At 62.7% G+C, this 12,937-nt stretch carries 9 protein-coding genes and 1 pseudogene; 5 read left to right on the top strand and 5 right to left on the bottom strand.

The window, feature by feature from the left end; translation table 11 throughout:
- The 4 genes and pseudogenes from NU1_RS41280 to drmB all read left to right on the top strand — a co-directional run.
- A pseudogene (locus NU1_RS41280) lies at positions 1-368 on the top strand (hypothetical protein); the annotation flags it as partial.
- On the top strand, positions 365-2,065 hold the full coding sequence (locus tag NU1_RS10780; protein WP_067519911.1) for a nuclease-related domain-containing DEAD/DEAH box helicase: 1,701 nt from the start codon (positions 365-367) through the stop codon (positions 2,063-2,065). The pseudogene NU1_RS41280 and the gene NU1_RS10780, both read left to right, overlap by 4 nt.
- A complete protein-coding gene (locus NU1_RS10775) occupies positions 2,062-5,547 on the top strand; it encodes a helicase-related protein (protein ID WP_067519909.1) in 3,486 nt (1,161 codons plus the stop codon). The genes NU1_RS10780 and NU1_RS10775 overlap by 4 nt, the downstream gene beginning before the upstream one ends.
- Positions 5,544-7,514: an MrfA Zn-binding domain-containing protein gene (drmB, locus tag NU1_RS10770; RefSeq protein WP_067519907.1), complete on the top strand. Its 1,971-nt coding sequence runs from the start codon at positions 5,544-5,546 to the stop codon at positions 7,512-7,514. The genes NU1_RS10775 and drmB overlap by 4 nt, the downstream gene beginning before the upstream one ends.
- A 168-nt stretch (positions 7,515-7,682) precedes the next feature.
- On the opposite strand, the gene NU1_RS43155 is transcribed toward drmB, so the two are convergent.
- The 4 genes from NU1_RS43155 to NU1_RS10755 all read right to left on the bottom strand — a co-directional run bounded on the left by NU1_RS43155 (position 7,683) and on the right by NU1_RS10755 (position 9,758).
- Positions 7,683-7,946: an integrase core domain-containing protein gene (locus NU1_RS43155; protein ID WP_281221096.1), complete on the bottom strand. Its 264-nt coding sequence runs from the start codon at positions 7,944-7,946 to the stop codon at positions 7,683-7,685.
- 44 nt (positions 7,947-7,990) lie between these two features.
- Positions 7,991-8,365 (bottom strand): DDE-type integrase/transposase/recombinase, encoded by a 375-nt coding sequence (locus tag NU1_RS42180; RefSeq protein ID WP_169815034.1) that lies wholly within the window; start codon positions 8,363-8,365, stop codon positions 7,991-7,993.
- A gap of 566 nt (positions 8,366-8,931) precedes the next feature.
- On the bottom strand, positions 8,932-9,357 hold the full coding sequence (locus NU1_RS10760) for an HIT family protein (protein ID WP_067519906.1): 426 nt from the start codon (positions 9,355-9,357) through the stop codon (positions 8,932-8,934).
- A gap of 23 nt (positions 9,358-9,380) precedes the next feature.
- The gene (locus tag NU1_RS10755; protein ID WP_067519905.1) at positions 9,381-9,758 is read right to left on the bottom strand and encodes a PH domain-containing protein; all 378 of its coding nucleotides are present in this window, start codon (positions 9,756-9,758) and stop codon (positions 9,381-9,383) included.
- A 100-nt stretch (positions 9,759-9,858) separates the two neighbouring features.
- On the opposite strand from NU1_RS10755, the gene purD reads away from it, so the two are divergent.
- Positions 9,859-11,142, top strand: coding sequence for a phosphoribosylamine--glycine ligase (purD, locus tag NU1_RS10750; protein WP_067519921.1), 1,284 nt, complete (start codon positions 9,859-9,861; stop codon positions 11,140-11,142).
- A gap of 272 nt (positions 11,143-11,414) precedes the next feature.
- Here the strand turns inward: purD and NU1_RS10745 are convergent, their stop codons facing one another.
- On the bottom strand, positions 11,415-12,251 hold the full coding sequence (locus NU1_RS10745) for a M23 family metallopeptidase (protein ID WP_084521168.1): 837 nt from the start codon (positions 12,249-12,251) through the stop codon (positions 11,415-11,417).
- Positions 12,252-12,937: the final 686 nt, after the last annotated feature.

The following is a 12,937-nucleotide window of genomic DNA, read 5'->3' as shown; positions in this document are numbered from 1 at the left end:
GTACCGCAGATCGGGTGATCGCATGGACCGAGCCGATGTTGGGCAGACCACAAAGCAACCGAGACTTCGAGCTGCTCCTGCAGTGGCTTGAACTCCCCGTACACCCGACGTACGAACATGCGACGGCGCTACAACGCAAACGCGCCCAAGCTAGCGTAAGAATCGCTGAGCAACTTGAACAAGCCTTCGGTGCTGCCGACATGTCGGCGCTGGAACGCGATGGCTACCTTCGGCTTGAGCTTGAAGCCCGAGGTTTTCGCGGTATTCGCGCTACCCGAGTGCTCAGCATTGCACCGTACGTGGAGATCATCTCGCGCCACGAAGTCCGGATCCTCACGAAACATCGAGGTGCCAAGTGGCTCGAATGATTCCGCCGTACTGCCCTGAGGATGCACCACCGGGCGAGGTGGCACTTTTCCACGCGCTCGGTTCCAGTACGGAGACCAACGGCTGGATCGTGCTGCATTCACTGGCGATTGCTTCACACGTGCGGCAGGTTGAAGGTGAGGCGGACTTCGTTGTGATCGCTCCTCGGTGGGGTGTGCTCGTAATCGAAGTGAAGTCGCATTCCAAGGTTGAGCGCTTCTCCGACGGCACTTGGAAACTCGGTTCACAACCGCGAACGAGCCGTAGCCCATTCCGGCAGGCCAACGAAGCTATGTACAGCATCCGCAACTACCTGACGTCGCACAAGATCGGCTTGTATTCCGTCCCTGTACTTAGTGCGGTCTGGTTCACTCACGTCCGGGCACGCACTATGCTTCCAGATAGCCCTGAGTGGCATGATTGGCAGCTGCTCGGCTCAGATGATTTGCACACCGGCGCTGTGTCGGCGATCCTGCGAGTCCTAGCCGCGGGAACCGCGCATCTGGAGAGTCGCATACCCGGCTTCAGGCGTGACCATGTAGGGGTTAACGACGCAGAAGCTCTACGGATCGCTAGCGTTCTGCGGCCCAAGTTCGAGGCCGCGATCGTGTCAGGTGATATTCGGTGTGCGCGTGAGGCGCAGCTTGTGGCATTTACCGACGAACAGTACGACGCGCTAGACAATATGCAGCACAACAAAACCGTACTGTTCGTAGGTCCGGCGGGATCGGGCAAGACCTGGCTGGCGATAGAAGCTGCCCGTCGGGAGATCGAGCTCGGGCATACCGGGCGGCTGCTGTGTTTCAACCGACTGCTGGGTCAGCGACTCAAGCTAGAAATGGCCGACAACGAGGGCGTCCGCATTGCAACCTTTCACGAGGAGGCACTCAGGCTCAGCGGAAGGCCAGCACCATCTCAAGCTGAGCACGGCTTCTGGCAGGACGAGCTGCCGGAGCGAGCTTTGGAAGCGCTGCTTGACCATGGTGAGGACGAAGCCGCCGACTTTCTGATCGTGGATGAGATCCAGGATCTTGCCCGCGAGCCCTTTCTCGACGTGCTCGACCTGCTAGTCAAGGATGGGCTTCGAGCTGGCCGCGTGCTGTTATTCGGTGACTTCGAACGCCAGGCGATCTATGAGACTGGAGATGGAAGGGCGCTGCTCCATGCTCGCATGCCCGATCTGACAACCTTCACGCTTACCATTAACTGCCGCAACGTGCCGCGGATAGGGACGGTTGTGAAGAAGCTCAGCCGTATGGAGCCTGGTTATCGTCGATTCCGTCGTCCGGATGATGGAGCCGACCCCGAGTTCATACCAGTCCCCCGAGGCGTCGACCAGTCTGGCGCTTTAACCTCTGCCGTACGTGCACTGCGGGCTGAGGGTTACAGCCTCGATGAGCTCGTCGTGCTTAGTCCTCTGAGGCACGGATCGACTGCTGAAACTACTGCGGACCCCTGGCTGCGCCAGACACTAATCTCTGCCGATGGTCGAGTGCCTCGGCAAGGCAAACTTCGCTACAGCACTATCCATGCCTTCAAAGGACTGGACGCGCCAGCGGTCATAGTCACCGATCTCGACGGGACTGCGGTGCTCAATTTCGACGCGCTCCTGTATATCGGATTGACTCGTGCAACCGACCGGTTGATCGCTTTGATCGAAGTTCAGACGCTTCGCGCCACATACGGAGGCAACGCATGACGGGGGTTAAGGCACGCGCCACCATGGAAGCTGCTGTTCGGCGTGAGCTCTTTGGCCCACCCGCCGACGAGATGCCCCGGGGCAAGCCACTGGACTGTTCTTCCGGCGCCATTCATTTCAAGAAGCGCGAGGACAGCTGGGGGCTCTGGCACGAGGAGAGCAGCAAGGAGGAAATCCTTTCCCAGTCTGACCCGCTGCGTAGGTACGGCGTGGGAGTCCTCTTCAACGGTGCTGCTGCCAACCGCACGTCGGCGCTTTCTGAGGCGAGCGAGGCCATGGGCGACGACCGCGACGAGATCGCGGGGGTCACCGGACTGAGTGTCGGCGCGGAAATTCTGGCGGGGCCCCCGGTGGCTATCGACGTGATGAGCACGATAGCGCCGCCTGGCCAAACCGACAGCGACGACTTCGATCTGGCGGACGCCAACTCCTTCAAACCCTCAGCCATGGCGATCTCGTTCCAATGCGACGTGCCACAAAATTGCGGGTTGGCAGTCACCGTGACCGGCGCCTACTACGACCGGATCTCAGTTGACTGGCCGGGATTGCGCAGAAGTCGTACCTGGTGGGTGCGTCGCCCCTTTCATCTGGTCGGTACTGTGAGTAGCCAGGAATTGATGGCGGAGACGAACCGGCTGAAGACCATCAAGCTGCATTCAAATGTGACTCTACGAATTGCGCCGACCTTGCAGGTTTTCAGCCGCCCTGTTCCTCGGCGGCCCGTTAACTCAACACTTCGTCTTGTCACGATGGCAGTGCTGAACACTGCGCCAGGTCGTGGCCCATCGTCGGCGATTTTTCAGATGGGTTTCGGCGCGACACCTCAGAACGGTCTCCGGATCACCCCATACCCCGATATGGAGCTACATGAACCGGACGAGGAAGAACAGTCGATCGCCCTCTTGTATCGGAAGCAGCGAACATACGCCATCGGGCATGGCTGCGCTGCAGAGTGGGTTGCCGACGAGCAGCACTCTGCGAGCGCAGTATTCGCCGAACCGCTGCCGGCCTACGAGGTCGTCAGCCTGACACCGAACGTGTACGTCCTCGATGAGAACGGCAAACGTCGGGCGGTGACGGTCAGCATGGAGGAACTGGCCAACGGGGGTGATGTCGGCCGCGACCAAGTTGATACTGTGCTGCATCTGTATGACGAGTGGATCGCAATGCGGCAAGAAGAAGTCGGCGAACTGGCTCCGCAGTTCCAGGCCGCCGCCCGCTGTCACATACAGCTCTGCAAAGAGGCACTTCAACGAATGCGGATCGGCTGGCAACTGGCGACGTCTGATCCCATCGCCCGTCGAGCCTTCCGTCTCGCCAATGAAGCCATGCTCTATCAGCAGCTCCGCTCTAGTTTCGAAAGGCGGAAGGTTGAGCGCCAGCGTGATGGACGGCTGGTGGTCACCAGCCCCCATCCAGAGCCCCAACACACGTTAGGCAAGGGGAACTGGCGACCGTTCCAGATCGCGTTCTTGTTGGCCAGCTTGCCTGAGCTCATTGACCGGACTCTGCCGAGCCGTTCGATCGTCGACCTGATCTTCTTCCCAACCGGTGGAGGAAAGACCGAAGCGTATCTCGGAGCCTCGGCCATAAGCCTGCTGGCTCGGCGCCTGCGCGACGCAGATGATGTCGGTACCGACACCCTAATGCGTTATACGTTGCGCCTACTTACAGCCCAACAGTTCCTCCGTGCTGCTGCCCTTGTATGTGTTCTGGAGGATATTCGTTCGAAGAACGAGGACGAGCTCGGGGAAACGCCGTTCGGTATCGGTATCTGGTTAGGTAGTTCGTCTACGCCCAATAACTGGGTTCAGGCGGTCGAAAACTGGCGCCAGCTCGGCAACGACTATTTTGCACAGAACAAGTTCCTGCTTCTACGGTGTCCGTGGTGCGGTACTGAGATGGGGCCGAAGCCGAAGCCCAAACGGGGACAGGACATCATCGGCTACCAACTCGTCGGCAAGAAGGTTGAGTTTCGCTGCATCGATACAGCTTGCCGCTTCGGTGGACGCCGAAAATTGCCGATTCATGTTGTCGATCAAGACATCTATGATACCCAGCCGTCAATCGTGATCGGCACCGTAGACAAGTTCGCTATGATGGCCTGGCGTCCGGAGGCACGAGCCCTCTTCGGCCTAGCCGACGACGGCACACGACGAGTATCGCCGCCTGGTTTGATCATCCAAGATGAGCTTCACCTGATCTCCGGTCCGCTTGGCTCGATGGTTGGGCTGTATGAGCCTGTCATCGACGATCTGTGCACAGACAAACGCGGAGCAGCACCGGTGCCTCCGAAGATCATTGCCTCGACCGCTACTATTCGGCGCTACGAGGATCAGATCAGAGGCCTGTTCGGACGCGAACAGGTGGCACTCTTCCCGCCACAGGGGCTTGACGAAGGGCACTCCTTCTTCGCCGAACCGGCGACGCTTGAGAACGGCGAACTTGAACCAGGCCGCCGGTATCTCGGCGTCATGAGCGCCTCGCTGGGATCGACTCAGACCGTGCAGGTGCGAGTAGCGGCTGCCACACTGCAAGGGGCGGTTGATCTGCCCGATGCCGATAAGGACGGCTACTGGACAAATCTGAACTTCCTCAATTCCCTCCGCGAGCTTGGCAACACTGTCTCATTGATACAGTCCGACATTCCGGACTACTTGGCAGGGCTTAGCCGTCGAGAGGGCATTCAGCCGCGGTGGCCGCGTATCCCGATGGAGCTCACCAGCCGTCGGCGGAGCGATGATATTCCAAAGGCTATCGAGCAACTCCAGATGCACTACGGTGAACCCGGTTGTGTCGATATCTGTCTCGCCTCGAACATTATTGAGGTTGGCATTGATATTGACCGACTAGGCCTGATGACCATCGTCGGCCAGCCTAAGACAACCGCACAGTACATTCAGGTCAGTGGCCGCGTCGGCCGTCGGCCCGAGTGCCCTGGCCTAGTGATCACGATCTACGGTGCCGCAAAGCCACGTGATCGAAGCCACTACGAGCGCTTCCGTACCTACCATCAGCAGCTCTATGCCCAGGTTGAACCTACCTCCGTGACACCGTTCGCGGCGCCTGTGCTTAAACGTGCGCTGCATGCCGCCGTGGTCTCGCACATCCGTCAGGCGTCTGAATGCGACTTGCCTGTCTACCCCTTCCCCTCACTTGAGTACGACACGGCGGTTGAGCTTCTTGAGAAGCGAGCCAAAATTGCGGACCCCAGTGAGCTGCCAACCCTGGAACGGGAGCAAAAGAAGCGTGCGAACGAATGGGAAAAGTGGGAGCGCACCAGCTGGAGTGCCAACGTCAGCGGCGGAGATCCTAAACAGGGCCTGATGCGTTATGCGGGTACCCTGCCGGACCTGAGTGCCTCGGCGACAATGTGGGACATTCCTACCAGCATGCGGAACGTTGACGCTGAGTGCAGATTGGAGATCTCGCTCGACTATAACCTGGAAGATGTTGCCACTGCCGAAGGGGGCGACCAGTGAGTGCAGGCAGCATCCGACGTGCGCAGTTGGTAACGCCATTTGGCGTTGGGGCCATGAGTGTCCTGGTGAACGGCACTTCGGTAATCACCGCTGGCCTCGACCATTGGTACGTCATCGATAGCCCGGCCACCATTGAGCTGGGGGAGTACCAAGCACATGACTGGCGCTTGGAGGCTCGTTTGCGAGTTCGCGAGTTCCGGCTTCCGCCCGACTACCGCCGTCGGCCGAAGGGGCAAGACGCCCGGAATACCAACCTCAAAGTGCCCGTGTTGCGATTTCCGCGCTGGTCGTTCTGTATGTATTGCAAGCGCCTGGAGCTCAGCCCGCTGACGATGGCCGCGCCCGTCGAGTGCCCGGACCCGAAGCATGCGCACGGGCCCGGCGAAAGCAAGAAGAAGCCGCCGCGTATGTCACAGGTGCCATTTGTCGCCATCTGCGCCCGCGGTCACCTTGATGATTTTCCCTTCCGGGAATGGGTGCATCGCAGTCTCCGCCCGAGTTGTGGAGGAACTTTGCGACTTGAGTCGCGCGGCGGCGGTGGCCTTGAGGGCCAGGTCGTCATCTGTGATACGGGAAACAAGCCGAAGGGGTGCGGCGCCGAGAGGTCGCTGGAAGGGATCATGAACTCTCGATGGGACAACCAGGTAGAGCGCACTCATCTCACCGATCAGCTGGTCTCGATCCAGAGCCCGTTCTACTGCAAGGGGGCACGCCCTTGGCTTGCTGAGCTCGACGGCATCTGTGGGGAGCCATTGCGTGGTGCGTTGCGCGGCGCCGGGAACGTCTACTTTCCGAAGGTTGAGTCATCGATCTATCTGCCGCGTCAGGTAGGAGCGGTGAGCGCGACGATGCACGAGCTTTTGAATCGTGCTGATGTGCGACCGATTTTGAGCATCTTGAATCGAATTTTCGGTGCCGCTGTGACCGCCGCGCAGATCCGTGCTGATCTGCCGCTCGAACTGTTCAAGCCCATCTCCGACGCTGAGCTACTGGCGGGTTATCGAGACATGTTCGGCCTGGGCGGGAGTACTGCAACGGCTTTGCCCGACAATGGTACGGCGGGCGACGAGAACGATGCCGAAGAAGGTGCCGAGACACTCACTGGCAACGAAGAGTGGCGTCACCCCGAGTTCCAACTGCTGCGTGAGACCCCTGTCGATGACTTGCTCACGTCGAAGGAGACGGGTGTGCATCGGGAACTCTCAGGCTTCTTGGACCGCGTTCGTCAAGTAGAGACGCTGACGGAGACACGAGCGTTGCGGGGCTTCACCCGGGTGCGAGATGAGAGTCTGAAACTAACGCTCGGAAAGAACCTGCTGCGCCGACATCAACTGTCGGCTGAACAAGACTGGCTCCCAGCATACGTTGTCAAAGGGGAAGGTATATACCTAGAGCTCAACCAGCAACGGCTTGAAGCCTGGGAGCAGCGCTCCGAGGTAGTGGCGAGGGCACAGAAAATCACCGAAAATCACGGGGATGTCGCCCGCCTGCGCGGGCTACCAGGGCGAGCGGTTAGCCCTCGTTTCGTCCTGCTGCACACGCTCGGACACTTGCTGATCAATGAGCTTGTTTTCGCGTGCGGCTATAGCTCGGCATCGCTCCGGGAGCGTCTCTACGTTTCTGATACGCCCAAGCGCCGGATGGCTGGCCTGCTCATATACACGGCGGCAGGAGACTCCGAGGGCACGATGGGCGGCCTAGTGCGGATGGCCCGTCCAGAGAGCCTGTGGTCAGTCGTAGCCAATGCGATAAGCGATGCCAAATGGTGCTCCACCGACCCCGTCTGTATGGACGCAGGAGAAAAGGGCCAGGGCCCCGATTCATGCAACTTGGCGGCCTGTCACGGCTGCGCGCTGCTGCCCGAAACCAGCTGTGAGGAGTTCAATCGTTTCTTAGACCGCGGCGTGGTCGTGGGCACATTCCTACATCCCAGGCTGGGCTACTTTTCGGACCTCTTAGCGGATTGATCGAGTGTTTGGCCGATGACACGCAGGATCTCCTTGGCGACCGCGTCGGGGTTCTCGTGTTCCAAAAAACTCAGCACGGTCCAGTCGGCCGACCGGAGGTGGTTTTTTTGATCGGTCCCCGATGACGGGCCCACCTGGTTGTTGAGTTCGGGTTGTTTCGATCCAGTTTCAGTTGATGTCGCAGGCCACGGGGTGGTGAGTGTGGCCGCAGCGGGCAGCGTACTCGGCCGGGGTCAGATGGCCCAGCGCCGAATAGCGATGCCGTTGGTTGTGGCCGACCTTGAAATCGCCGATCACGACCCGCGCCTTGAGTAGACTTGTCCAATGGTTGCGGTTGAGGCATTCCGGCCGTAGCCGTCGGTTGAACGATTCGATGAATCCGTTGTTCCACGTGACTGGAGCCCGGTGAGCAGGTCCAGGTGGACCCGCAATCGGGGCCCAGCCACACGGTGTGCCGGGTGGAATGTAGACGACCCCTACCCGGTCGGCACAAACGCTTGCAGCACAGCCGAAATCATCTCCGACCCATTGTCCATGCGCAGCACTCGTGGCGGCCCACCGGCCACAGCGAATACCTCCAGCTCGGCGACGAGTCGTTCGGTGGTGATCGAGCGCTCCACCAGGTGCAGCAGCGATTCACGGGTGTGCTGGTCGATCATCGACGCGATCTTCACCGCCCGCCCATCGACGTTGGAGTCGAACCGGAAATCCAACGCCCACATCTGATCCGGAAACGACGCGGTCAACCGCTGGTTGCGGCCTGGTCCGATGCGGCGCTTCTTACGCAGCCGACTCGGCCGCGTCAGTCCCTCCTCACGCCAGAGCCGTTGGGTGCGTTTATGGTTGGTCACCAAAACTTCGCCACGGCACAGCGCGTGCTCCCCACTGCGGGTGCTTCCTTGAGATCGCCCGCGGCCGAGCCCGCAGGCGTCGTTCGATCTCGGCGACCGCGACTGCCCGACCCCTCGGCACGCGCGGCGTTCCGACACCCGGAATTGTTGCCGCAGGGCCACCACCGCCCTGCGGTGGCGGTCCGGGCTCAGTAGTTTCCAGTCATGATGGAACCCGCACATCACACCCGCCCGGCGAGGGTCTGACTCGGAATTTTCCTGACCTGAACGGGTGTCTATCGAAGGACCCGTCGGCCCGCGTCCGGGCCGGTGCGGTGGGTCAAGCGTGATGGAAACTCGCTCACAGCGTCAGCCCAGGCTTGGGTGTGACTCCGAAGCTTCCAGTCAAGACCACAGAACTATTGGTCTGTTGGTTGCGAGCATGCTCGATATTTCGTCGTCGGCGCAGCGCACAAGCCGATTGACTTTGCAAGCGAAAGGTCGTCAGTTCAATCCTGACAGGGGGCTCGTAGACGGTGGCCACCTGCTTCGACGCAGGTGGCCACCGTTTTTCTATGCCGTTCGAGCTACTCCGGGACGTTGGCGTGGTAGCCGAGGTCGCGCAGCGCCTGCTTGATCTTGGCCTGCGCCTCGTCGAGGGACTCCTTACTCGGTTCCGGGTCCGCGCCGGTGATATCGAAATCGCCCAGTTCGAACGCCGGGAACACGTGCAGATGGAGATGCGGCACTTCCAGGCCCGCGATCAGCAGGCCCGCGCGCGGCGCCTCCCAGGCCGCCCGCACCGCCTTGCCGATCTTCTGGGCGACAGTGGTCATCCGCGCGAAGGTTTCCGGATCGAGGTCCTGCCACTGATCGATTTCCTTGCGCGGCACCACCAGCGTGTGCCCCTGTGTCACCGGGGCAATAGTCAGGAACGCGACGAATTCGTCGTCCTCCCACACGAACCGGCCCGGCAGTTGACCGGCGATGATTGCGGAGAAAACAGAAGCCATGCTCCGGAGATTACGCCTGTCGATCACACCGCCACGAAGTGCGACAGGATGCCCTGCACCTCGTAGATATCCACCTGGCGGTTGAACCGCTTCTGCACTGGTTCGTTGCTCCCCGAGATCCACACGACCAGTTCCGCATCCAGATCGAAGGTGCCCGCGGTCTCCACCGTGAATTGGGTGATGGCCCGGTACGGGATGCTGTGATAGCTGGTCTTGCGGCCCGTCACGCCCTGTTTGTCGATGAGGATCAATCGCCGATTGGTGAACAGGATGGCATCGCGAACCAGTATGTAGGCGGCATACACCGTTTCCCCCTGGCCGAAAAGCTTGCCGTATTCCTGTTGTGCGGCGGCCGGATCGATACGTCCGGCATTGCCCATGATTCCGTCGAGCAAGCCCATCCTGCACATCCTTCGCGTAATCGCGGTGGTGGCTGTCGGTTCCATCATCCCTGCCGGAGGCCCGAACCGCAGCGAACCGCCCTCACCTATGCTGGTGCGCGTGCGCGTACTCGTCATCGGTTCCGGAGCCCGTGAACATGCCCTCGTTCTCGCCCTGCGGCGGGACCCGGCGGTGACCGCGCTGTACGCGGCCCCCGGTAACGCCGGTATCGCCCAGCATGCCGAAGTGCGGCCGGTAGATCCCTGCTCCGGCGAGGAAGTCGTGGCGCTGGCGCGTGAGCTGAAGGCCGACCTGGTGGTGATCGGGCCCGAGGTGCCGCTGGTGATCGGTGTCGCGGATGCCCTGCGGGCGGCCGGGATCGCCACCTTCGGGCCGTCGGCGGAGGCCGCCAAGATCGAAGGGTCCAAGGCGTTCGCCAAGGACATCATGAATGCCGCCGGTGTACGGACCGCGCACAGTGAAGTCGTGGACAGCCCGGGTGAACTCGATGCCGCGCTGGACCGTTTCGGACCCACCTGGGTGGTCAAGGACGACGGCCTCGCCGCGGGTAAGGGCGTCGTGGTGACACCCGATCGGTCGGCGGCTCGCGAGCATGCGGCCGAATGCCTGGAGCTGGGGCACCCGGTGCTGCTGGAATCCTTCCTCGACGGGCCCGAGGTTTCGCTGTTCTGCCTGGTGGACGGCGAGACCGTGGTGCCGCTGCTGCCCGCGCAGGATCACAAGCGCGTCGGCGACGGCGATACCGGACCCAATACCGGCGGTATGGGCGCGTATACGCCGCTGCCGTGGTTGTCCGAGGAAACCGCCACCGCCATTGTCGAAGACGTGGTGAAACCCGTTGCGGCGGAAATGGTTCGCCGTGGCATCCCGTTCTCGGGTCTGCTCTACGCGGGGCTGGCCATCGGCCAGGCCGGACCGTCGGTCGTCGAATTCAACTGCCGCTTCGGTGATCCCGAGACCCAGGCCGTACTGGCCATGCTCGACAGCCCGCTCGGCGAGCTGCTCAATGCCACCGCCACCGGCACCCTCGACCAGGTCGAGCCCCCGCGCTGGAAGGACGGCGCCGCCGTCACCGTCGTGCTGGCTGCCGAGAACTACCCGTCCCGCCCGCGCACCGGTGACCTCATCACCGGAGCCGAATCCGCCGGCACCGGAACCGAATCCGAGGTGCTGCACGCGGGCACCGCCCAGCGCGAAGACGGTGCGCTGGTCTCCGCGGGTGGCCGCGTCCTGTCCATTGTCGGCCACGGCGCGGACCTCGACGAGGCCCGCGTGAACGCCTACGCCCGCATCGCCACCATCAAACTTCCGGGCAGCCACTTCCGCACCGATATCGCCTTGGCGGCGACGGAGAACCGCATCACGGTCCCGACGCCGGTTTAACGGCGGGTCAGTACCCGGTCTTTGCGCTCGGCACCCTTACCTGGGGTGTTGAGTCGCAAGGATGTCGAGCGCGGGAGGCGCCTGTCGGCCTCTGACGAGTTCCTACCCCGTCATTCCGGCATGCTTTTGGCCGGAATCCACGCGCAGTTATCGAGCGGTGTGGATCCCGGCCAAAAGCACGCCGGGATGACGGGAGGTGTATCCGCGTCGGGATGGCGAGAAGTTGCAACGCGGGCTGAAGGGGGTGTCGTGCTCTCCGGTTGACGGGTGCGTCAGCCGAGGGAGAGGCCGTGTAGGGCGAGCCAGCGTTGGGGATCGATGTGTTGGCCGTCGACGACTATTTCGAAGTGCAGGTGGGGGCCGGTCGAATCGCCGCGGTTGCCGATTCGGGCGATCTGCATTCCGGCGGGGACGCGTTCACCCTTCGAGACGATGAAGTCGTACATGTGGCCGTAGATGGAGATGGTGCCGTCGTCGTGGCGGATGCGGACCCAGAGGCCGAAGCCCTGGGCGGGGCCCGCGTCGACGACGGTGCCCGCCGCTACCGCGTAGATGGGGGAGCCCAGGGGTGCGGCAATGTCGATACCGGCGTGGAAGGTGCCCCAGCGGGCGCCGAAGCCGGAGGTGAACGCGCCGATCGCGGGTAGTGCGAAGCCGCCGACCCCGGGCAGGACGAAGCCGGGTGGCAGTGCACCGCCGGAATCGGTACCGGAGGTTATCCACGGCTGCGTTTCCCCGGCCACCGCCGCGGCGGCCTCCGCCTTGGCCCGCTCCAAGGTGGCGCGGGCCGCGGCGGCCACCACGGCCTGCTCGCGCAGCTTCTCGCCGCTGTTGATCGCGTCCAGGTACCGCTTGGCCGTCGTCGAAGGCGCCTGTAGCTGTAGCGGGTAGGCCACCGGAACTCGTTGTGCCACACCGGGGCCCACTGGTGCGTCGGTGGGAATCAACGACAGCGAACTATCCGCTCCGACGAACACCGCCACCGCGGTGACCCCGGCCAGCAAACCCCGATGCCGCTGCGCCCAGGCCTTGACCACCGGCGTCTGGCGCCGCACCTCATCGCGAACCTGCGGCCCCACGGCACGCAATTCGTCCTGCGATTTCGGCATCCGCTGCCAGACCCGCGTGCCTTCGTTCCGCAACCGCACACCGACCGGCTCGAGCACCCGCAGGATGGCAGCCCACCGCGCCCCGGCCGCGGCCCGCCACGACACTCCCTGCGCCGCGCGCGTACCGACCAGCGCGCGCACCCCCGGCGTGAACGTGGTCAGCGCTGGTCGTTCTGGCCCTGCTCGCTGCTCAGCGGCATCCTCGGCTTCGGTCGAGTCCACCTCGTCCACATCGACCGACTCGGGGTGATCGACCTCGTCGTCGCCCTCCTCGAGCGTCCCGGCCGCCGCTTCGGTGGTTCCGGCCGTGGTCTCATCGGTCTGCGACGCCGCGGTCGGGGTCGAGTTGCGCGCGGCCGACCTCCCGGCCGCTGTTTCGGTCGGCGCGGCTGTGGCGGTATCGGCTTGCGAAGTGGCAGTCGGGCTCGGGTTGTGTACGGCCGTGCGCTTGGCCGCATCTGCGGTGGTTCCGGGAGTGGCCTCGTCGGCCTGTGGCGCGGCTGTCGGGCGCGGCTTGCGCGCAGCCGTCCGTGTCAGCTTCTCGGCGGCACGCTTCCAACCGCGTCCATTGGCGTTCGGGCTGGTTTCGTCGCCCGTGACCGGATTCGGCTCGGGTTGTGCGCCGCCGTCGGAGTCCCGTCCTGCCTCTGGCAGGTCGTCGTCGGTGGTGATTCGTCCCCCCGGCA

It is taken from the genome of Nocardia uniformis NBRC 13702 (assembly GCF_001613345.1).
Taxonomy (GTDB): Bacteria; Actinomycetota; Actinomycetes; order Mycobacteriales; family Mycobacteriaceae; genus Nocardia; species Nocardia uniformis.
The sequence above is the reverse complement of the archived record's forward strand: the minus strand, read 5'-3'. Positions and strand labels throughout refer to the sequence as shown.